At 59.3% G+C, this 21213-nt stretch carries 14 protein-coding genes and 3 pseudogenes; 7 read left to right on the top strand and 10 right to left on the bottom strand.

Translation table 11 applies throughout. The annotated features are described in order from the left end of the window. Positions 1 to 45: 45 nt before the first annotated feature. Together KPG66_RS14585 and KPG66_RS14580 are read right to left on the bottom strand one after the other, a co-directional pair. The gene (locus KPG66_RS14585) at positions 46 to 1077 is read right to left on the bottom strand and encodes a carbamoyltransferase C-terminal domain-containing protein (RefSeq protein WP_237071270.1); all 1032 of its coding nucleotides are present in this window, start codon (positions 1075 to 1077) and stop codon (positions 46 to 48) included. A 707-nt stretch (positions 1078 to 1784) separates the two neighbouring features. After that, positions 1785 to 2191, bottom strand: a pseudogene (locus KPG66_RS14580) (transposase); the annotation flags it as partial. Between the two features lie 36 nt (positions 2192 to 2227). Between KPG66_RS14580 and KPG66_RS14575 the strand changes: the two are divergent. Both KPG66_RS14575 and KPG66_RS14570 read left to right on the top strand, forming a co-directional pair. Then, a protein-coding gene (locus KPG66_RS14575; protein WP_442929451.1) for an IS3 family transposase occupies positions 2228 to 3594 on the top strand; the annotation gives its coding sequence in 2 pieces (ribosomal slippage) (positions 2228 to 2713 and positions 2716 to 3594; 1365 coding nt in all). 87 nt (positions 3595 to 3681) lie between these two features. Then, a complete protein-coding gene (locus KPG66_RS14570; protein ID WP_237071272.1) occupies positions 3682 to 4524 on the top strand; it encodes an IS4 family transposase in 843 nt (280 codons plus the stop codon). A gap of 269 nt (positions 4525 to 4793) precedes the next feature. On the opposite strand, the gene KPG66_RS14565 is transcribed toward KPG66_RS14570, so the two are convergent. From KPG66_RS14565 to KPG66_RS14555, 3 genes are all read right to left on the bottom strand, one after another. Beyond that, a complete protein-coding gene (locus KPG66_RS14565) occupies positions 4794 to 5618 on the bottom strand; it encodes an arylamine N-acetyltransferase family protein (protein WP_041754664.1) in 825 nt (274 codons plus the stop codon). Positions 5619 to 5702: 84 nt separating this feature from the next. Next, complete coding sequence (locus KPG66_RS14560; protein ID WP_013428382.1) at positions 5703 to 6044, bottom strand: hypothetical protein; 342 nt, start codon at positions 6042 to 6044, stop codon at positions 5703 to 5705. Next, the gene (locus KPG66_RS14555; protein WP_157864508.1) at positions 6037 to 6234 is read right to left on the bottom strand and encodes a hypothetical protein; all 198 of its coding nucleotides are present in this window, start codon (positions 6232 to 6234) and stop codon (positions 6037 to 6039) included. Before KPG66_RS14555 ends, KPG66_RS14560 begins: the two co-directional genes overlap by 8 nt. 28 nt (positions 6235 to 6262) lie before the next feature. Between KPG66_RS14555 and KPG66_RS14550 the strand changes: the two genes are divergently transcribed. Then, positions 6263 to 6469 carry a hypothetical protein gene (locus tag KPG66_RS14550; RefSeq protein ID WP_013428380.1) on the top strand — a complete coding sequence of 69 codons (207 nt, stop codon included), beginning with the start codon at positions 6263 to 6265 and terminating at the stop codon, positions 6467 to 6469. 43 nt (positions 6470 to 6512) lie between these two features. Here KPG66_RS14550 and hpaI read toward each other — a convergent pair whose 3' ends face one another. From hpaI to KPG66_RS14530, 4 genes and pseudogenes are all read right to left on the bottom strand, one after another. Continuing rightward, the gene (gene hpaI, locus KPG66_RS14545) at positions 6513 to 7316 is read right to left on the bottom strand and encodes a 4-hydroxy-2-oxoheptanedioate aldolase (RefSeq protein ID WP_013428379.1); all 804 of its coding nucleotides are present in this window, start codon (positions 7314 to 7316) and stop codon (positions 6513 to 6515) included. Between the two features lie 38 nt (positions 7317 to 7354). Then, positions 7355 to 8236, bottom strand: a complete 882-nt coding sequence (locus KPG66_RS14540) for an alpha/beta fold hydrolase (protein ID WP_013428378.1) — start codon at positions 8234 to 8236, stop codon at positions 7355 to 7357. Continuing rightward, complete coding sequence (locus KPG66_RS14535) at positions 8233 to 8475, bottom strand: H-NS family nucleoid-associated regulatory protein (RefSeq protein ID WP_013428377.1); 243 nt, start codon at positions 8473 to 8475, stop codon at positions 8233 to 8235. The genes KPG66_RS14540 and KPG66_RS14535 overlap by 4 nt, the downstream gene beginning before the upstream one ends. A 141-nt stretch (positions 8476 to 8616) precedes the next feature. Next, positions 8617 to 9006 (bottom strand): annotated as a pseudogene (locus tag KPG66_RS14530) (polysaccharide deacetylase family protein); the annotation flags it as partial. Here KPG66_RS14530 and KPG66_RS14525 point away from each other — a divergent pair. From KPG66_RS14525 to KPG66_RS18085, 4 genes are all read left to right on the top strand, one after another. Beyond that, the gene (locus KPG66_RS14525; RefSeq protein WP_157864507.1) at positions 8974 to 9315 is read left to right on the top strand and encodes a glycosyltransferase; all 342 of its coding nucleotides are present in this window, start codon (positions 8974 to 8976) and stop codon (positions 9313 to 9315) included. The pseudogene KPG66_RS14530 and the gene KPG66_RS14525 sit on opposite strands and share 33 nt — an antisense overlap. Further along, positions 9282 to 9860, top strand: a complete 579-nt coding sequence (locus KPG66_RS14520) for a glycosyltransferase (RefSeq protein WP_157864607.1) — start codon at positions 9282 to 9284, stop codon at positions 9858 to 9860. Before KPG66_RS14525 ends, KPG66_RS14520 begins: the two co-directional genes overlap by 34 nt. Positions 9861 to 10175: 315 nt before the next feature. After that, the gene (locus tag KPG66_RS14515; RefSeq protein ID WP_049786505.1) at positions 10176 to 10538 is read left to right on the top strand and encodes a hypothetical protein; all 363 of its coding nucleotides are present in this window, start codon (positions 10176 to 10178) and stop codon (positions 10536 to 10538) included. A gap of 490 nt (positions 10539 to 11028) precedes the next feature. Beyond that, positions 11029 to 11322 (top strand): IS3 family transposase, encoded by a 294-nt coding sequence (locus tag KPG66_RS18085; protein ID WP_013428371.1) that lies wholly within the window; start codon positions 11029 to 11031, stop codon positions 11320 to 11322. 748 nt (positions 11323 to 12070) lie between these two features. Here KPG66_RS18085 and KPG66_RS14510 read toward each other — a convergent pair. Next, a pseudogene (locus tag KPG66_RS14510) lies at positions 12071 to 21208 on the bottom strand (amino acid adenylation domain-containing protein); the annotation flags it as partial. Positions 21209 to 21213 lie beyond the last annotated feature (5 nt).

The raw sequence follows: 21213 nt of genomic DNA, 5'->3' as shown, positions 1-21213 counted from the left end.
TGTTTCCTGATTATCCTGGTGTCGGTATGACGATTGAACACAGGCTTATCTGACAACAAACCGATCGCCAATAAACAAAGCATCAATGGCCGTTCCTTGGAACGTCTTGATGGCATCCGATGGCGTGCAGACAATAGGCTCCCTATCGTTGAATGAGGTATTGAGCACCACGGGTACACCAGTTATCTCAGAAAAATGCTGGATCAGCGCGTGAAATTTAGGATTGCTCTCGCGACTGACCATCTGCACACGGGCGGAATGGTCCTTATGCAGAACCGCTGGAATCGATGCTTGACGATCTTGTTTGGCCGGGCAGGCGAACAGCATCGTTTGATGGCTCATCGACGCTTGGCCGAGCTCGAACCAGTTGGCCGCTTCTTCAGCCAATACGCTGGGTGCGAGAGGACGAAACTCTTCGCGGTGCTTAACCTTCACATTGAGCACTTCGCGCATCGACGCGCTGCGTGGATCAGCCAGGAGCGAACGGTTGCCCAGCGCGCGTGGACCAAATTCCATACGGCCTTGAAACCAGGCGACGATCTTGCCTTCGGCAATCAGCGTGGCCGCATCGCGCGCGGGATCGGTGCTGTGCTGGGGCGACAGACCCGCGTCACGGAATGCGGCATCGATAGCGGCATCGGAAAACGCCGGGCCCAGGTACGGGTTATTATCCGCCTGCGATGGACGTTGGCCGGAAAGCGAATAATAAAGATGCAGCGCTGCGCCAACCGCCGTACCCGCGTCATGGGGCGAGGTGGGCACATACATTTGAGAAAACAGGCCACTTTCCTTGATGACGGAATTGCTGACGCAATTTAGTGCGACACCGCCTGCATAGCACAATTTATCGGCGGCGGTGCGCTCACGCAGCTCGCGCACCAATCCCATGAGCGCGTGATCTGTGGCTTCTTGAAGGGCCGCAGCAACATGGCGATGATGGTCAAGGATCGGTTCTTTATCGACGCGTGCCGGGCCAAACAATGCTTCGATCTGCTCGAAGTCGGGCAGACGGAAATGGGCCACGTCCGGATCGATCGTATATCGGCCTACTTCTGAATTGATGCCAAGGATTTTCATGTTGAAATGGCTCAGTCATAATATAAAATCAATATAGATTAAACATCCACAAAACCAAATTTTTTACTATAACGCACTTGAGGCATAACTGCGTCAAATTCACAAAGGGTGTTTAATAACAGATCAAGAAGGAAACCACATAAAGGCAGCGTGGTCTGGCTACATTAGGGAACTTCGCCATTGTGCTCACTCCAAATTTTGCATGAAAAAACAGCTGTCGCTGCCGACGCCCCCTTTTTGTTGTCTCGCACTACGCACAAGGATGAAGCCCCACTCTCATATGCACAGTTTCCCAATCAGATAAAACCACTATATGTCTAAACCCCAAATTAAACAAACATTTTTTATTTTTCACAACCGACAAATTTATACTAGAAAAGTACGCAAGCAACGTGCAAAAGACATCTAAGCAGTATCAGCAGACAAAAATAAAAATAGTTAAGATACTTATATTTTAAATCGCCCAAAGAAATAAACAATCCAAAATTAAACTTAATGGCAACTTTTATGAAACATTATTTTTCGGATTGATGGTGATAGGATGCTAAACGGTCGCCATGCTTACTTCCCCTGCCATGATGCCCTAACAAAAGCCGTGCTTCGGAAGTGTTAGTTAGTCCATCCTGAACAAATCTGCATCAAGCTTGCGAGCAAGGCTTAGAGTCCCAATTAGACGAAGAAGTTGCCTGGCAATGGCTTAGAGCATGTTAGGCACTTTTCATAATGGGTACAGCATGAACGAGCATGAGCATAACAAAGACAACGAAATGCAGGCCAGCCAGGGTTTCGGGCGAGCGCTCGTAGTCGCGTGCCAGTCTCCTGAACCGGTTAAGCCAGGCGAAGCTGTGCTCGACTACCCGGCGGCGGGGCAGCAGCGCGAAACCTTCCTTTGCCTCAGGCAGTTTGATGACCTGCAGTTGCATACCTTCATCGCGAGCGGCCTGCGCAGGCGGTCGCCCGTATGGCCCTGATCAGCCAATGCGAGTTTTACCGTCTGAGCGGTGACATGCTGAACCTGACAGGCAAGCTCGGCTAGCTGTGTGCGCTCCTGCGCGTTGGCCGGCGTAATGTGCACCGCCAGCAGCAGGCCCAGCGTGTCCACAGCCATATGAACCGAACGCCGAAGGTTGGACATCAACTGGAGGGGTTTGTGGGAAAATACACAGAGCAAGCTAAGCTAGTGGCTGTCAGAGACTACTGTTCTGGCGAGGCTGGCTTAAAGACTATCGCTCAGCGGCACAACGTCGACGTTCCATCGCTGCGCCAATGGATCGCTGGTTATCGCGCACACGGTGAAGCGGGTGTTGCCGAGAAGAAGCGGGAGTTTTATAGCGTCGAATTGAAGCTTTCAGTTTTGAAGCGAATGCGTGAGGAGGGGCTGTCGCATCGACAGGCCGCCGCACTGTTTAACATCCGACGCTTCAACATTATTGGCCGCTGGGAGCAGCAATACAATCAAGGTGGACTGGAAGCCCTGTCGTGGGGTTCCAGGGGACGTCGCAGGAAGATGACGAAGAACGCTCCATTACAAAACAAAGCGCAACAAGCTGATGATGCGAGAAGCCACCAGGAATTGCTGGACGAACTGTGCTATCTCCGTATGGAGAACGCCTATCTAAAAAAGCTGAAGGCCTTGGCTCAAGCGAGCGAGCTGTCAGCACGAGAGAGAGAACGCAAATCGTGCTTGAGCTGAGGCAACAATATCCGCTTGCAGGCCTTCTGAAGGTAGCTGGACTTGCGCGCAGCACTTTCTATTACCAGCAGAAGGCATTGCAGATGGCCGATAAGTATGCTGATCTGAAAGTGAAGGTTCGCACACTGTTCGATCAACACACGGGGCAGTATGGCTATCGGCGGATCACGGCCGTCATCCGGCGGGACGGTCAACTGATCAATCACAAGATCGTTCGACGATTGATGGCCCAGTTGCAATTGAGATCCTGTGTTCGGGTGAAGATGTATCGCGTCTACAGAGGACAGCTCGGTCACGTAGCGCCCAATGTACTGGAGCGCAGGTTCGAGGCGAGCCGTCCGAACGAGAAGTGGGTGACGGACGTCACGGAGTTCAACGTGGGCGGTCAGAAGCTGTATCTGTCGCCAATCATGGATCTCTACAATGGCGAAATCCTGTCGTATGAGATGGCCAAGCGTCCCTTGTTCAATATGGTGAGCGCGATGCTAGAAAAGGCGTTCAACCGGCTGAGACCCGGCGATAAGCCAGTCCTGCATTCCGACCAGGGCTGGCAGTATCGGATGCCAGAATATCGACGCCGCCTTGAAGAGCGGGCTATTACCCAAAGCATGTCCCGCAGAGGAAACTGCCTCGACAATGCAGCCATTGAAAGCTTCTTCGGTACGCTCAAGTCAGAGTTCTACTATCTCAATGAATTCCGCAACGTCGAGGAGTTACAAACCGGCATCGACAACTACATCAGGTACTACAATCACGACCGTATCAAGGTCAAATTGCGGGGACTCAGCCCGGTCGAGTACCGAACTCGATTTGCGCAGGCCTAGTCGTTCACTGTCCAACTTCTTGGGTTCAGTCCACTCGAGGGCCTTGAACATCTCTCGGCGCTCAAAGACCATTGTCCTCGGACGCATATCGTTGGCGTATGCGATCGCGAGGGCGATGTCTATGATGTATTCGTCGCCGAACGCCCCGCTGGCGTCGATTGGCTGGTTCGCGCGAGTTGGAATCGCAGTGTGGATCATCCGCAGAAGTACTTGCGCGAAGCGATGGCTACAGCGCCGTTGGTGGGGCAAACCGAATTGCAGATCCCGGGCTCGGGCCGCACGATGGCGCGTACTGCACGCCTGACGCTGCGATGCGCTCAGGTGCGCTTGCGCCCGCCGCGCTACCGGCGCTGCAAAAGCGTATCGAATGTTGAAGTCTTTGTGATCCATGCCCTGGAAGCAGCGGTGCCCGAAGGGCGCGAGCCGCTTGAATGGATGTTGCTCACTTCGGTGCCCACCCATACTCATGAAGAAGCGCTGGAGCGCCTGGCGTGGTACGCGCGTCGTTGGACGATCGAATCGTGGCATCGCGTGCTCAAAAGCGGCTGTCGCGTCGAGGCACGCCAATTCGGCAATCTGGATCGATTCGTCCGTGCAACCGCGCTATTTGCCGTGATCAGCTGGCGTATCTTGTATGCGACGTTGCTGGCCCGACTGGACGGGCACTTGTCGTGCGAAGTCTTGCTTCAGCCTATCGAGTGGCGCGCGCTGTATTGCCGCGTGCATAGCACCACCAAACTGCCCAACGAGCCTCCATCGCTGGCGCAAGTGGTGCGCTGGGTCGCCAAGCTCGGCGGCTATCTCGCGCGCAAGCATGATCGCCCCCCCCCCCGGGGCAACTGTTATATGGCGTGGCTTTCTCGTCCTGTACGAAGTCACCAAGATGTATTGCATCTTCAGGCAAAACGAGTGACCCATATTTGTGGGTAAACCTCAGGTCTTTTATGGAGGGGATTAAACTCGATTAACGCTGTTCTGCGATGGTCAATCTGGCGCCGCACCCATCAATGGCGAGCGCAGCAGGCTCATTATCGTGCTCGTGGTTGCGCGCCACCGTGAATAGTTACGACTGTAGTACTAAGTCACACCACCGAATTCGCCCGTCGTTGCAGGTTAATGCCCACAACAACGGATTCAAAGGAGCCGGAAATCTCTGATTCTGAATCAGACTAATACTGGATCAGGGACGATGGTCAATGTCATGGCTCACGTACTTTTTCAAACAACGCGTCGATATCCATGCCGTCAATATTGATACCGAACGTGCCGGCCAAGCACTCCGCCAACTCGGCGGCACTGGCCAGCCGCCGCCGCTGATCGCTGCCGTCACGCAAGCGCAACGTGAGCCGATCGTTGCGCAGCACGGCACGCACGTCGCCGACGATGCGGCACACGTTCAATTCGCGGACAAAATGGGAATCGGGATGGGCGCAGGTGTACCAATTGGCCATCTCATGGTCGATTCGATACGTGGGTCGCGGCTCGAACCAATAAACCTTCTGCCAGCGCGAGCCCAGCGCTACTTCGAGGTCGTAGCCCTGTTGCAGCGCAGGCTGCCCGATGAGCCGAGCCGGCTCAAATGGCGTCGGCTGAACAACGCCCGCGTCCAGCCGCAATGGCGCCGTCAGCGTGATCGCACCAAAGCCGACATCGGCGATGAACGGCCCTTCGGGTAGCGCGATATGCAACAACATATGGGACTTGGCCGTCACGTCGACTCCGTCGCGCATCCATAAGACGCGCGCGAGCATCGGCGTCACATCGAAGCCTAGTTCGGTGAGCACCGCGGCAAACAGTGTGTTGTGCTCGAAGCAATAGCCGCCTCGGCCACCGGTCACAAGTTTTTGCTGTATCCGGTCTAGATCTAACCATACGCGCTCGCCGCGCAACGGATCAAGGTTCTCAAACGGAATCGCGCGCGGATGTAGCGCATGCAACACACTCAGCACCTGGAGCGTCGGCTGTGCCGCCCCGGCATAGCCGATACGCTCAAAATAGGCAGCAAGATCGACGCGTTCAGCCATCACAGTGCGCCATCGCGCGACGCGCGCACGAACCTGCGCTCGCGTGGCGATGCCAGCGAGTCCCCGCCGCGTTGCAACGGATCGTCATGGTATATCCGCGCACTGCCGCGCTGCGCCCTCGATCCACAGGTTGCCCGGATGGCGTTTGCCCGGGTAGAACCGGAAGCTCGTGCTGCCATCATCATCGGTACGGATCTTCACGATGTTGGAGTCGCCGAAATCCAACATTTGGCCCTGGGGAATCGGCGACGTGCGAAATGACGCATGATGCCGTCTCGCGACATCGGTCATGCACGCGATCACGTCCTGCGTGCTGCGCCCAGTCGAGGCAACCTTCTCGGGTTCGCCGGCATCGGGGTTATACTGCATCAGCATGCAGCCGCTCAAAGCAACCGCAAAAAACATCAAAACAAAAGGCTTAGTCATCCCGTCTCCCGGTTGGGTCCGTTCGTCCCAACAGTAGCACGACCGGTGCCCACAGCACGTTACGCAGCGGACTGTTGCGTCGGCGCGAACGAATTACCGCGCGCAACCGGCCCCCCATTTCGTACAGCGGGTACCGGTAGTAGCCGACCGGCAAATCGCACGGCTGCCAGTATTGGAGCAACTCGGACATCAATTGCACTTCGTACGACGACACGCGCGTGACCGGCAAGAGCGGCTACAAGCTCACTGTCGCAGGCCAAGCGCAGGCTCGCGGCTTCGTGCCGAAAATCGACATTGACGAACTCGACATCGCGAGACACGCCGGCAAGCACACGTTCGCGCTATCGATGACCATGACGCCGGGCGTGTTCGAGCGCGTCGGCGATTCACTGGCCGTCGCGCTGGTCGGCTCACCGATACGCTAATCAGGGTCAGGCGCGCGAGATCCGCCCGCTGCACGCCTGTGCCTCAATAAACGCCGCCGTGCGCCCCCGGTTCGGGCAGCGCGTGCTTGAAGCGCGCGGCCAGCGCGTCGGCACTACGCGCCAGCAACGTCGTATCCACGCCGACCGCGACAAACTGCGCGCCCAGTTCGATATAGCGGCGCGCGAGTGCCTCGTCAGACATCAGGATGCCCGGTGCCTTGCCGGCCGCACGAATCTGCTGGATCGCCGCTTCGATCGCCGCTCGCACCTGCGGATGCCCGGGCTCCCCCAGGTGGCCCAAGTCCGCACATAGGTCGGCCGGACCGATGAACACCCCGTCCACGCCCTCGACGGCCGCAATATCGTTGAGATGGCGCAACCCCTGCGCGGTCTCGACCTGCACCAGTACGCAAAGCTCGTCGTCGGCATGCTTCAAGTAGTCAGTCACGCGGTTCCAGCGCGACGCGCGCGCAAGCGCACTGCCAACGCCGCGCACACCGCGCGGCGGATAGCGGGTCGCCGCCACGGCGCGTCGCGCCTGCTGCGCGTTCTGCACCATCGGTAGCAGCACGGTCTGTGCGCCAATATCCAGGATCTGCTTGATCAACACCGTATCGTTGCACGCCGCCCTGACGATCGGATGCGACGCGTACGGCGCCACCGCTTGGAGTTGTCCCAGTATCGACGGAACCGTGTTCGGCGCGTGCTCGCCGTCGAGCAACAACCAGTCGAAGCCGGCGCCGGCCACGACCTCGGCCGCATAGGCATGCGCTAATCCGACCCACAAGCCGATTTGCACGCGGCCCTCGGCCAATGCACGTTTGAATGGATTGACAGGGAGTTTCATGGAAGCCGGCTGGTCGAGGCAATGAGTTAGTATATTACCTACATACCGTTTCCGGACGACCGGGTCCGGCCTTGCGCATTGACGAAGTCCAGTACCGCGCGATTGAATGCGCGCGGGTGCGCCAGGTTCATTCCGTGCGAGGCGCCGGTAATCGTCATTTGGCGGGCACCGTCGATGCGTTGGTGCAACCATTCGATGTTCCGATGAAAGATCGAAGGGCTTTTCTCCCCGCCGACCAGCAGGACTGGCACCGTGATTGCGCCGGCCTCGTGCGCGGCAAAGGCCGGCATCCGCTCCGCCATTTGTGGCCGCAGCGTATGTGCGTTGTCGCGCGCCATTGTCTTAAACCCGTATGGGCTTTGCATCCATGATCCTGGACGGCTGACCGAGTCGACAAACAACGCCAGGCCAGCGTCCACCTCGCCCTGCTCAATCAGCGCCACGGCGCGGGCACGCAGCGGGTTGTCCTTACCCGCCGCCTGCACGCCTGGCGCATCGCTGCCTTGAACGGCGCCGCCCGGGTCGGCCAGTGTCACGCTGCGTAACCGGTCGGGAAAGCGGCGGGCAAGATGAAACGCAAGGTAGGCGCCACGGGAATGCGCGACCACGTGCGCCGGCTCGCGCACGACCTCGTCGATGAACGCGGCGATCTGCTGCACATGCGCACTCCAACTAAACGGCAGCGCGCAATTCAGCTCGCGCGTCGGAAAGTAATGCCCGAGGCTAAGCGACAGCACGCGATGCGTCGACGCCAGCGGCGCGAACTGTGGCTCCCAATACCGGTAGTCGCACAGCGAACCGTGAACCAGCACGATCGGCTCGCCACTGCCTGCCTGCGCGAAAGCAACGCTTGCTCCGTCAGCCAGCGTGATGGTCTGCGCATGCGGCATCGCGCGCGGCATCAGGGACGTGCCGGTCATTGCTCCGGCTCGACCATGAAGTGCTCGGTCGACTGCCCCGCATGCACCGCGCGCTTGAGCCAATCGGGCATGTCTCCTTCACCATCCCATACGTTGCCATACGCATCACGAAACAATATGGGCTTTATTTTCTTTTCCTCTTCAGCGAGTACTTTGGCTAGATGCTCAATGGAAATGCCGTATTCGTCCATCCGGTGATGAATATACGCAATGATTCGCTGTCTCTTCTGTTCGTCCATAGGGGGAAATCATTATGTCGCGCAAGCTGCGCGGCGAGCCGGCGAGAATACGCCGGCGGCACAGAGGAGGTGCTTGCACCGCTATTTTAACGCGCTTTGTAAAATCCCGATCAGCTCGCCGGCTGGCGCCGGCCGCACGGGTCAGAATTGGAGCTTGCGGCCGCGCCAACCGCCGCCGTGCCACGCATAGCGCAGGAGCAAGGGAATCCCCCTCAGCTTCGCGATGAACCATGCCAGCGACGAGTCGTCATGGATATCAATGGCACGCAACCTGAACGGATCGGTCGCGTCATCGTTCCAACCGACATCGCACGTTCTGGCGGTACGGTAGCCGGCCGCCCGCAACAGCCGGATCTCCCTTTCCCCATAGTTGCCGTTCGGGTATGCAAAATGCACGCAGGGCCGGCCGGTCAACCGTTCGATGTCCCGCCGAGAGCCGGTGATCTCCTGCTCGCATTCGACGTCGTCGCAGCGGGTCGGGATCGAATGAAAACGCGTATGGGACTGAAAGTCAACCCGCGCGCGGTCGGCCGCGGCCCGGCTGGCTTAACGCGTCCAGCGCTGACCACCTGCGCGAGTCCGAAAGGCGCGGTGCATGATGCATTGAAAAAGCTTTACTGGCATTCGACCAGGCTGCTGTGTCATCCCGCCCGGGCGTTCAATCTGCTGTTGTGCCCCAGCCAGTACATGGAGCAAGCACTGCACCGCGTCGGCATCACGAACACGTCGCTGCTGCCCAACCCAATTGACGCGGACATGCCCGTATGCGCGCCCAAGCCGATCCACGCTAGCCGCATCAACCTCGCATTCGCCGGCCGCATCGCGGCGGAAAAAGGCTGAGCGAGTTCATCGCGCTGGCACGCGCCACGCAATTCGCCTGTCTGAATAAGCTGACGATTTTCGGCGACGGGCCAGAGCGTGCCGCGCTCGAGCACCGCAATGCCGATTTAATTGGTGCCGGAAGGCTCGAATTCCGCGGCAGGCGTGCCCCTCGCGCGCTCCTGGCCGAATTGCGCGAGACCGCGCATGCCGTGGTGTTGCCGTCAATCTGCGCGGAAAATGCGCCTCTGTCGATCGTCGAAGCAGCCATGCTTGGGTTGCCGGCGCTCGTGCACGACATTGGCAGCCTGTCGACGTTCGGCGACGAAATCCGCAATAAGTTTAAGTATCATTGCGATATGGTGAGCTACCGCGCAACGCTCGACGCTCTGATACGGCATCTCGGCCAGCCGAATCGCCGCTATGACGTCGCCGAATACCACCCGCAGCGGTACGCGCAGCGACTCGCCACCGTGCTACGCCTGAAGCGGAGCAACGAACAACCGGAAACCACGCACACGGGCAGCCTGGTCGCCGCGGACGGTGACGCATTCCCCGTCGTGTAGGACAGCTCGTTTTACAGTCTGTCCAACAGCTGCGCATACTGGCCGCCGTTTGTATTTTGCGGTCACCGCTTGCATGGCGTCTGCTGCAGTGCAGCGCCAATCCCGCGTCCCGGCGCACCTTGGCGTAAGGCGCGCCCACGTGTCGCGCCATCGTCTTGCTCAATGCCGCATGGATACGTCCGCTGCCACGCAACGCAACATGATGCTGCAATGCAGCATTGAAACCTTCCCACAGGCCGCCTAAAGTCAAATCAGGCGCACACATGCCGTGTGCCGCCTATAACTTGGCAAGCTGGATATTTAGAGGAGCAGATCATGCGGCTCACGACCCATCCCCTGCGGCACGAGAACCACTTCGAGCTGCGACATGCGACGATTCCGACCTATATCGCAAGCTACCTATTCCCCGCGGTGCTGTTGCTCTACGAAGTATGGCGGGTAGGCTCATGGATATATGTACACGGCATGAACTTTGCCAACTTCAATTCGATGGGATACGAGTACACCGTCATGCTCGCCTGGTTCGGGCTGCAGGTGGCAACCGAGATCGTGTTTTTGATCGGTGCGGCGCTCAGCCGCCACCGCGACTTCGGGCATCGCATCGCCAATTTGCTGTGCGGCGTATTTTGCTCCGCGGTCGTTCTGTTGTTCGATTTCGGCCTGCAGCACTGGATATGACCGAAGCGGCCGCCCATCAGAGCGGCCGCGCTAAAAATGCCCGTGTCTCGCGTGCGAGGCATTGAAGCGATCTAGCAATAGGAGAGCGGTGCTAGAACTTGAGACCTATAGGCCCAACCCTGATAGTCAACAAAAAATAGTTTGTTGATTCGAGCACCGTTTTCCGATTTATTCCTATGGGTCCGCATACTCAGTACTTTTTTAGGGAAATCGCCGTGACTGGATTGCTGTTGTTCGGCCGTTTGCGCCACGGCAGGCCCACTGACTGCCGACTCGATCAAGCTTCAGCGCTTTGCACAGCTGCAATTTGTCCTGTTTCAAATTCAGACACGCACCCTTAATAACTCGTTGTAGACCGATAGCGGATGTTGGAAGCGTTCTGCGGCTCTGAGCGTCGATACGTTAGTGCTGGCATTGAGACAACGACGCTCTTGGGACGATAGGGCTGGCAGACTCGCGGCGTAAAGCCGAAATTTTCAACGAGCCGATCTTGTGTTCCGATAGGAGTGGCACTACCGGAGGCCAGAATATAGACGCCGCCTCCAAGAGCGCGCTATTACTGAGAGTACGGTCCCGCAGAGGGAACTGCCTCGACAATGCGGCCATTGAGAGCTTCTCCGATACGCTCAAGTCAGCGTTTTACTATCTCAATGCATTGCGCGACGTCCAGGAGTTACAAACCGGCATCGACAGCTACATCAGGCACTACAATTACGACCGCATCAAGGTCCCATTGCGGGGACTCAGCCCACTCGAGTACCGACCTCGATTTGCGAAGGCATAGTGGTTCGCTGTCTAATTTCTTGAATTCAGTTCACTCGGGAGCCTGCCCCACCTTATCGTTTGCTGCCAGGCTGGCTCGCATGGCATGCCTTAGCTTCGGTTGCCTCTCAATGCCGCGCGGTGTGTGCCGCAACAATAGCCTCACCTTTCTTTTCACAGCAGGCAGCCGCCGCGCGGCTGACAAGCCGATCATGGATACTCGTGACTTATTCGCTCCCCACACATCGGATCCGATGCTTGCCTCGAACCGAGATGGACAATAGGACCGAAGCGCCGGCACCGCAACCCGTCTAACGACCGGCTCCGCGTATCGGTGAGCGGGCACACGCTACCGATCCTGATTTGGTCCTCCAGCGATCGGCGTGGACTGAATACGCTGCCGCAGAGCCGCCACGCGTATGGCATGACGTGGCATCAGACGGTCCAGGTCAGATCGGCCCGGTGCCCCACATCGCCTATGGCGTCAACGCCGGCGCGGCGACCCGAATGGTGCTGGTTGGCCTGGTCAACGCCACCCACTCCCGGAGTTACCCGTTTCGTCCCAATCCCCAGGACGCCGCGCTTCTCCAAAATCTGTCTGCGCGCTTGGCTGCCTATTGCGACCCGAAGGATGGGAGGACGCGGTTGAAAGAAAAGACTATATGGCAGCACGTGCGCAACCTCCACGACAAACTACTTGGATCATTCCATGCGTCACTCATGCTAAATTCTCCTATTCACTTTCCGGGGATAGACATCCGTGCTAGACATCAAGCTTGTGCCACAGGATACGCCGATTCACGCCGTTGATCTGCCAATTCATTTAGCTTCCTCGCTATCACGCGACCAATTGCAGCGGCTGGTTCCGGTTCGAGCAGCGCTCTATGGACGCAATGAATATCGTAAATCTCGATATTCCCGCGCACATAAGGCTGCCATGCATCGCGAGGCACGAGCGTGGGAGATGCATCGTCCACTAGGGTTGTGTGGAAGAAAAGCGCATTGCCACCATAGATGGGCGGAGAAAAGTCTTTCAAAATACGGTGATGGTTTTTTGCGATTTCCCAGGCGTTCCACCGTAGCGGTTCATCCATAGCCGAAATCAATCCTTCACCATACTGCGTCACCAGCGCAGCATAATGGGCCGCTTCATCGAATTCGGGCACATCATCCAATACGCCGGGGCTGGGATGGCTATCCAACAACGCCAGTAGTGCCACTGACTCACCCTGCTGCTCCAGCTGCACCGCCATGCTGTGAGCCACCATGCCTCCCAGGCTCCATCCTAATAGGTAGTACGGTCCTTGAGGCTGAATGCGGCGAATCTGCTCAAGATAGTCCGACGCCATCGTCTCAATCTTGGAGGCAAGCGGTCGTGTTCCGTCAAATCCCCGGGCTTGCAAGCCATAGAGGGGCTGATCACTATCCAAGTGAGGCAACAAGCCCATATAGCTCCAGCTCAGCCCCATGGCGGGATGGATGCAAAAAAGCGGAGGACGACTACCTTGGGGTTTGAGCGCAAGCAGCACACCAAATGAGCTTTCTTGGCTTCCCTGCTGCTCGACTAAGCGTTGTGCCAAACCTCTAAGAGTAGGTGCCTCGAACAGATTGCGAATGGCCAGCTCCACTCCGAGCACATCACGAACACGGCTCATCAAGTGCATCGCCAATAGCGAGTGCCCGCCGAGCGCAAAGAAGCTATCGTGCCGACCGACACACTCGACGCCCAGCAGTTCGGTCCAAATCGCTGCGAGCGCCGTCTCGAACTGACCTTGTGGCGCTTCATACACTTGACGCACCAACGCATCCTCGTCCGACGCGGGCAACGCACGCCGATCGAGTTTGCCGTTGGGTGTCAGCGGGAACGCATCGAGCCGCACCAATGCGGCCGGCACCATATAGTCGGGCAGGTTGGCCGCCAGATGCGCGTGCAGCACACTGGTGAGCGTTTCATCTTTCTCAGCGACCACATATGCGATCAGCCGCTGATTGACGCCCTCACCACGCGCAAGCACCACCGCGTCGCGCACCTGTGGATGGGCAGCCAGGCACGCTTCGATTTCGCCCAACTCAATCCGAAAGCCGCGAATCTTGACTTGATGATCATTGCGGCCTAGGAACTCCAGATTGCCGTTGGGTAAATAACGCGCCCAATCCCCTGTCTTGTACATCCGCGCATCGGCTTCTTGAGAGAAGGGATTGCGCACAAAACGCTCAGTGGTCAGCTCCGGACGGTTCAGATAACCCCGCGTGACGCCCGCGCCACCAATATACAGCTCCCCGACTGCGCCCAACGGCACCGGCTGGCCGTATGCATCCAACACGTAGAGTTGCGTGTTCGCAATAGGCCGGCCAATGGGAACAGTGGGTCCATCCGTGTCGCGTGGACCCACCCATTGCAAGGCAGAGGACCAAATGGTCGTCTCTGTGGGACCGTACAGATTCCACAATCCTCCCGTCGCGCGACCCAGCCGGATTGACAGACTCGAAGGTAAGGCTTCTCCACCGCATAATACTTTTAGGTTAAGCATCGGCTCGGGTAGCTCTAACAATGCCCGCCAAACGGACGGCACGGCTTGCATCACCGTGATGCGTTGCTCAATGATCCGATTGTGCAGCTTGACCGGGTCAGTGACCTCATCACGGCTAGCCATCACCACCGTCGCACCCTGGCTCATCGGCAAATACAACTCCAGGCCAGCGATGTCAAAAGCGATGCTAGTCACGGCCAGCAAACGATCATCGCTTGTTATACCGGGCGATGACGACATGGCGGTCAAGAAATTGACCACATTGCGGTGCTCGACCATAACCCCCTTGGGCTTACCCGTGGAGCCAGAGGTATAGATCACGTACGCAAGATGATGGGACATGAGGCCGTCTACGACCGGATTGGTATCCGCCCGCTGCGGCACGCTATGCGGGTCAAGCACCGTGCGCGATGCGAGCACCGCGTCCCCCAGCGCGGTCCGGCCCGCTGCATCCGCGAGCACAATGGCGGGTGCCGCGTCCGTAAGGATATGCGCGAGGCGCTCGCCCGGATACGCGGGATCCAGCGGTACGTACGCGCCGCCGGCCTTTAGAATCGCGAGCAGTCCGACTACCATCGCGGGTGAACGCTCGATACAAATGGCCACGCGTGCATCGGGCTTGACGCCCAACTCAATCAACTGATGGGCGAGACGATTGGCTCGCGTATTGAGCTCGGCGTAACTGAGCGTCTGCTCTTGCGTCACCAACGCCGTCGCCTCGGGCGTGCGTTCGACCTGCGCCTCAAACAACTGATGCACGCACAGGTGCGACGGATAGGGCTGCTGCGTCGCGTTCCACGTCTGCAGCAGCCGCTCCCGCTCCTCATTGGGCAATATCTCCAATTGTCCAATCGGCCATTCTGGCATCGTCTCGAGCGCCTCAGCCAAGCTGTGCAGCGCCTGCTGCATATACCCACATACTCGATCCGGATCCAACGACGCCACGACCTGCGCGGTCAACCCCAGCGCATGACCGAAGTCTTCGACCGACAGCATCAATGGGTAATTGGTACGCTCTTCGGCACTGAGCCACTCGACACCCGGCAGCATGCTGTGCTCATCTGTGCTGAGCGCATTATGCCGATAGTTCAGCAGCGCGCTAAACAGCGGCGTGCCCGCCGGCACGCGACTGCAGCGCTGCGCCAGGGCCAGCGACGCATGCTCATGCTCGAGCAGCGCCGCCAGCCGCGCATGCGTGGCGCGCACGGCTGACTCCACGCTGCCGGCCAAGTCTACGCGCAGTGGCAGCGTATTGATAAACAGTCCCATCGCACTGTCGGCACTGCTACCTGCCTGCATCCGGCCAAATAGCACCGTACCAAACACCACACGTCGTTGGCCACTGGCGCGTGCGAGCACCTGTGCCCACGTTAGATGGCACAGGCTCGCTAGACTCACGCTCAGCCGTTTAGCGTGCGCGCGCAGCCGATCATTCAATGCCTGCGGCAACATCCGGTGCACTTCGCGCACCTGCGCACCGTCGCAATGCACCTGAGACAGACCAAACGGCAACGTCGGCTCCTCAATGTCGGCAAGCTGCTCGGTAAAGAAGCGCTCGTGGGCGGCTTGACTGACGCCCAATCGCGCCTGCGCGATCAGATTGCGGAACGGCTGCGGTGCCGGCAACGTCTCGCCCTTTCCTTCGATGAACGCCCGCACCTCCGCATGCATGATCTTGAGCGAGGAAACGTCATCGATCAGATGGTGCTGCAATTGGACCATTAACCAGCGACCGTCCGTATCCTGGGCGATCGCACAACGCAGCAGCGGCGCTTGCCTCAGATCCAGCCGCGTGTGGCGCGGATCAAAGCGCTGCACCAGTTGCTCGGCAATCGGTCCATCCTTCGCCTCCAACGTGATCTCGGTTACCGACAGCGGCGCGTGACGCCAGACCACTTGCGCGGGCTTGGACAGCCCCTCCCAGACAAACGCCGTGCGCAAAATGTCATGCCGGTTGACCACCTGCTGAACCGCGTCCAGATACTGTTCGAGCCGCGCTCGCGTGTCGAAGGCGAGTTGTGCAATCGCCAGGTACGGATCACCCTCTGTGGCCAGCAGATGGTGGAACAGGATGCCGTCCTGCAGGGGCGAGAGTGCATAGATATCCTGGATGTTCGCGACGCCACCCGGCACTTGCTCAACAATGCGATCGATCTCGGCCTGCGTCAGTTCGATCAGCGGCAGCAAGTCCGGTGTCAGCGCACTCGTCTCTGGTGTGATGCGATTCGGTGGCACCGCCACTTCACGATGCTGGCTGAGCGACTGGGCCAACGCACTGAGCACGGGCGTATCGAACAACGCCCGCACGGACAACCTCAGACCGCGACGGCGCAGGCGCTCAATGAGCTGCACCGCCAGCAGTGAATGCCCACCCAACGCAAAGAAGCTGTCGTGACGGCTGATTCTCTCCACACCGAGCAGTTCGGCCAAAATCTCGGCCAGCGCGGCCTCCACCTCCCCCTGCGGCGCTTCATACGCTTGATGCGCAAACGCCTGCCCATCAGGCGCCGGCAGCGCACGCCGGTCCAGTTTGCCATTGGGCGTAAGCGGCAACGCATCGAGCCGCACGAACGCACTGGGCACCATATACTCAGGCAACGCGGCTGACACATGCGTGCGCAAGTTGCCCGCTAACGCGTCATCGGGCTCGGCCACCACATACGCGACCAGACGCTTAGCTTGCCCTTTGCCCATCGCCAACACCACCGAGTCGTGTACCTGCGCGTGCTGAGCCAGGCACGCTTCAATCTCGCCCAGTTCAATGCGAAAGCCGCGAATCTTGACTTGGTGGTCATTGCGACCCAGAAACTCCAAGTTTCCATCGGGTAAATACCGCGCCAAATCCCCCGTCTTATACATGCGGGCATCGGGCTCGGCCGAGAACGGATCGCGCACGAAGCGCTCGGCCGTCAGCTCCGGACGATTCAAGTAGCCACGCGCCACTCCTGCTCCACCAATATACAACTCGCCGACCGCCCCCAGCGGCACCGGCTGCTGATAGGCGTCGAGCAAATAGAGCTTCAGATCAGGAATGCGCACGCCAATCGGACTGCCCCCTTGCGTACTATCCTCAGGCCGAAGCGGCCGGTACGTCACATGCACGGTCGTCTCGGTAATCCCATACATGTTCACCAGTTGCGGGCCCTGCTCTGTGCGTGTCGCATACCATGCTTGCAAGATGGAGGGCTCCAGCGCTTCTCCACCAAAAATCACATAGCGCAGTTGATCCCTTAAAGGGCTTTGCGCTTGGCTGGCAATCCATGCTTTGAACGCACTTGGGGTTTGGTTCAATACCGTGACGCCCTGTTCACAAACTAATCGGTGGAAGTCTTGCGGGGAACGAGCCATCTGATGGGGAACAATGATGAGCTTGCCGCCATGGCGCAATGCGCCCCAGAGTTCCCACACGGAAAAGTCAAAGGCAAACGAGTGAAACAGACACCAGATATCGTTCTCGTCGAAGTGATACCAAGGTTGTGTCGCCTCAAACAGCCTCACCACCTGCGCGTGCTCGACCATCACCCCCTTGGGCATACCGGTCGAACCGGACGTATAGATTACATACGCCAGATGACGGGGCGTCAGCACCGGTACCGACGGATTCGTCTCCGGCTGCTCAGGCAGCCTGTTCGGATCGAGCACCGTGCGATCGGCCAAGGCTGCGTCGCCCAGTGCCGCCCGGCCCGCCGCATCGGCCAGCACAATCTCCGGTGCCGCATCCTGCACGATATGCGCAAGCCGCTCGCCCGCATACGTCGGATCGAGCGGCACGTAGCCTCCCCCGGCTTTGAGGATCGCCAGCAGCCCGACGACCATCGCCGGACTGCGCTGCACGCAGATCGCTACTCGCGCATCCGGCTGCACCCCCAGTTCGGTCAATTGATGCGCCAAGCGGTTCGCCCGCGCATTCAACTCAGCGTAGCTCAACGCCTGATCCTCATAGACTAGCGCCGTGGCCTCGGGCGTGCGCTCGACTTGCGCTTCAAATAGCTGGTGAATGCATCGATGCGCCGGATACTCTTGTTGCGTCGCATTCCACGTCTCGAGCAACAACGTGCGCTCAGCCGGCGTCAGCAACTCAACACGGGTGACCAGATGCGGCTCGTCCGCCGCCATTGCTTGCAACATCGTCTGCACATACCCGACGTGTCGCTCGATCGTTGCGCGATCGAACAACGCCGTCGCATAGCCCAGGCTCCCAGCAATCTCTCCTTCTGCCTCCTGTAAGTGCAACTCCAGATCGAACTTGACCACGTCGTAAGCCAAGGGCGCTGACGTGACTTCCAGACTCGGCAGCTGCCACGCTTCGGTTTCGTTGTTCTGCCACGCGAACATCACCTGGAAGAGGGGCGTATGCTCTAGCCGGCGCGGTGGCTGCACAATCTCCACCACCTGCTCGAACGGCAGATCCTGATGCGCTTGCGCTTCCAGTGTCGTGCGCCGCACCCGCTCAATCAGCTGTGCCGCGCTCGGCTCGCCCGACACATCGACGCGCAACGCCAATGTGTTCACAAAGAAGCCAATCAACGGCTCAATTTGACGGTGATGGCGATTCGCACTGGGCGTGCCAATAACCAGATCGTCTTGCCCCGATAGGCGCGCCAGCACCGCGCTCCATGCTGCGAGCACCGTCATGAATAGCGTTGCGCCCTGCGCTTGGCTCACACGCCTCAGTGCCCGGGTGGTTTGCGCATCGACCCGGATCGGCACATAGGCCCCGGCGAACGATTGCTGCGCCGGCCTCGGCCGGTCAGTTGGCAACGTCAGCAGCACCGGTGCATCGGCCAGCCGCGTGCGCCAATAGTCGCTTTGCGCTTGCAGCCGCTCGCCCGAGAGCCACTGCCGCTGCCACGCCGCATAGTCCGGATATTGGGTCGTCAGTGCCGGCAACGGCTCGGCCGACTCACCGCAGGCCGCACGGTACAGCGCATTCAATTCGCGCACCAGCACCCCGATTGACCAGCCATCCGACACAATATGGTGCTGCACCAGCAGCATTACGTGCTCGTCATCGGCCAATTGCATGCCGCATGCGCGGATCAGCGGGCCACGGGCCAAGTCGAACGGTGCCTGTGCCGCTTCGGTACTGAGTCGTACCAGCTGGGCCTGCGCGTCGCGCTCGCCGCACAGGTCATGCCAGGTCATCGGCATCCCTGTCTCGGCCGGCAACAGCTGCACCTGCGGTTGACCGTCAACGCTGACGAACACCGAGCGCAGCGCTTCGTGACGTGCCCACAGCGCATCCAGCGCGTGTTGCCAGGCGACACGGTTCAAGGTGCCACGCAGGCGCAGCGCCAGCGGGATATGATAGGTGTCGCTCACCCCGTCGAGCTGCGCGAGGAACCATAGCCGTTGCTGCGCGAACGACAGCGGCAAATGGCCTTCGCGCGGCACCGGCGTGATCTCGGGCAGCGTATCGGTGCCTTGATGCCCTTGCGCACTGAGCGCGGCAGCGAACCCAGCCAGCGTTGGAGCAGTGAACAAGGTCGTCAGCGGTACTGCGGCAACGCGTGCGCTCACCCAATTGATCAAGCGCACCGCGAGCAGTGAATGGCCACCCAACGTGAAGAAGCTGTCGTGTCGGCCCACTCGTTCGACACCAAGCAGCTCGGACCAAATCTCGGCCAGCGTGGTCTCCAATTCGCCCTGCGGTGCTTCATACGCTTGATGCGCGAATGCATCAGTGCTGGGTGCCGGCAGTGCTCGGCGATCCAACTTGCCGTTCGGCGTCAGCGGGAACGCGTCGAGCCGCACCAATGCGGCTGGCACCATATAGTCGGGCAAATTGGCTGCCACATGCGCGCGCAGCGTGCTGACTAACGCGTCATCGGGCTCGGCCACCACATACGCGACCAGGCGCTTGGCGCTGCCTTCGCCCATCGCCAACACCACCGCGTCGTGCACCTGGGCATGCTGAGCCAAGCACGCTTCGATTTCGCCCAACTCAATCCGAAAGCCGCGAATCTTGACTTGATGGTCATTGCGACCCAGGAATTCCAGATTGCCATCCGGTAAATATCGCGCCACATCCCCCGTCTTGTACATCCGCGCATCCGGCTCGTCCGTGAACGGATCGCGCACGAAGCGCTCAGCCGTCAGCTCAGGCCGGTTCAGGTAACCACGGGCCACGCCGACGCCGCCAATGTACAGCTCGCCCATCGCCCCCAGCGGCACCGGCTGCTTGTGCGCGTCCAGGATATAGAGCCGGGTGTTATCAATGGGACGACCAATCGTGCGCCAGTTGTTTTCTGCGTCAGTGACCTCATGCACGGTGGCGGTCACCGTCGTCTCAGTCGGGCCATAAACATTTAACAAGCGCGGTCGGTGGCCGGCCCCCGCAAACCATGCGCTTTGTGCTGACGCGCTCAGCGCCTCGCCACTAATCATGACCACGCGCACGCTGTCCGGAACAGAGACTTTTTCCTGTGCCAATTGTGCCCAAAATTGGGTAGGCAAATCCGTCACGCTCACCCGGTTCGCCTTGCAAAGCGCCCAAAATTGCGCGGCCCCGGCTAACCAAGCATCGGTGCGTAGCACCAACGCCGCACCCTGGGTTAAAGTGACAAAGATCTCTCCGACCGACGCATCGAAGGACAGGGACGAACATTGCAACACCCGGTCGTGCGCAGTGAGACCCAGTTTCTGCACCATAGACGTCACCAGGTTGACCGCGCTGCGATGTGGAATCATCACCCCTTTGGGCTGGCCCGTGGAACCTGACGTATAAATTATGTAGGCTAGACTCTGCGCAGTCAGCGCTAATGTAGGATTGCGTGCGCTTTGGTGTGCCCACTGCGCCGCATCCGCTTGCAGGTCCAGTACCGGCACCCCGGCTCCTAGGCATGGCGTCACTGCGGCAGGCGGGGTGCCCACGCTCAACAAGACTACGGGCGCACTGTCCGCCATCATATGTGCCAAGCGCTCTGGCGGATACGCGGGATCGAGCGGCACGTACGTACCGCCCGCCTTGAGCACCGCGAGCAGTCCGACTACCATCGCGGGTGAGCGCTCGACACAAATGGCCACGCGTGCATCGGGCTTGACGCCCAACTCGATCAGCTGATGGGCGAGACGATTCGCCCTCGCATTGAGCTCGGCGTAACTGAGCGTCTGCTCTTGCGTCACCAACGCCGTCGCCTCGGGCATGCGTTCGGCCTGCGCTTCGAACAACTGATGCACGCACAGGTGCGATGGATAGGGCTGCTGCGTCGCATTCCACGTCTTGAGCAGCAAAGTGCGCTCGGCCGATGCCAGCAACTCAACGCGTGTCACAGGGTGCGTTGCGTCAGCCGCCATCGCCTGCAACACCGTTTGCAGATACCCGACGTGCCGCTCGATCGTCGCGCGGTCAAACAACGCGCTCGCATAGCCCAATGCGCCAA

Origin of the sequence: Mycetohabitans sp. B2 (assembly GCF_021733735.1) — a bacterium.
Classification (GTDB): Bacteria; Pseudomonadota; Gammaproteobacteria; order Burkholderiales; family Burkholderiaceae; genus Mycetohabitans; species Mycetohabitans rhizoxinica.
Note: the sequence above shows the minus strand (reverse complement) of the source record. Positions and strands in the feature narration are given on the sequence as shown.

Excerpts from the sequence above, each read along its gene's own strand:
- hpaI (WP_013428379.1), bottom strand. The coding sequence starts at position 7,316 with ATGAAACTCCCTGTCAATCCATTCAAACGTGCATTGGCCGAGGGCCGC.
- KPG66_RS14565 (WP_041754664.1), bottom strand. The coding sequence starts at position 5,618 with ATGGCTGAACGCGTCGATCTTGCTGCCTATTTTGAGCGTATCGGCTAT.
- KPG66_RS14515 (WP_049786505.1), top strand. The coding sequence starts at position 10,176 with ATGCGGCTCACGACCCATCCCCTGCGGCACGAGAACCACTTCGAGCTG.
- KPG66_RS14540 (WP_013428378.1), bottom strand. The coding sequence starts at position 8,236 with ATGACCGGCACGTCCCTGATGCCGCGCGCGATGCCGCATGCGCAGACC.
- KPG66_RS14535 (WP_013428377.1), bottom strand. The coding sequence starts at position 8,475 with ATGGACGAACAGAAGAGACAGCGAATCATTGCGTATATTCATCACCGG.
- KPG66_RS14560 (WP_013428382.1), bottom strand. The coding sequence starts at position 6,044 with ATGACTAAGCCTTTTGTTTTGATGTTTTTTGCGGTTGCTTTGAGCGGC.
- KPG66_RS14555 (WP_157864508.1), bottom strand. The coding sequence starts at position 6,234 with ATGTCCGAGTTGCTCCAATACTGGCAGCCGTGCGATTTGCCGGTCGGC.
- KPG66_RS14585 (WP_237071270.1), bottom strand. The coding sequence starts at position 1,077 with ATGAAAATCCTTGGCATCAATTCAGAAGTAGGCCGATATACGATCGAT.
- KPG66_RS14525 (WP_157864507.1), top strand. The coding sequence starts at position 8,974 with ATGGGACTGAAAGTCAACCCGCGCGCGGTCGGCCGCGGCCCGGCTGGC.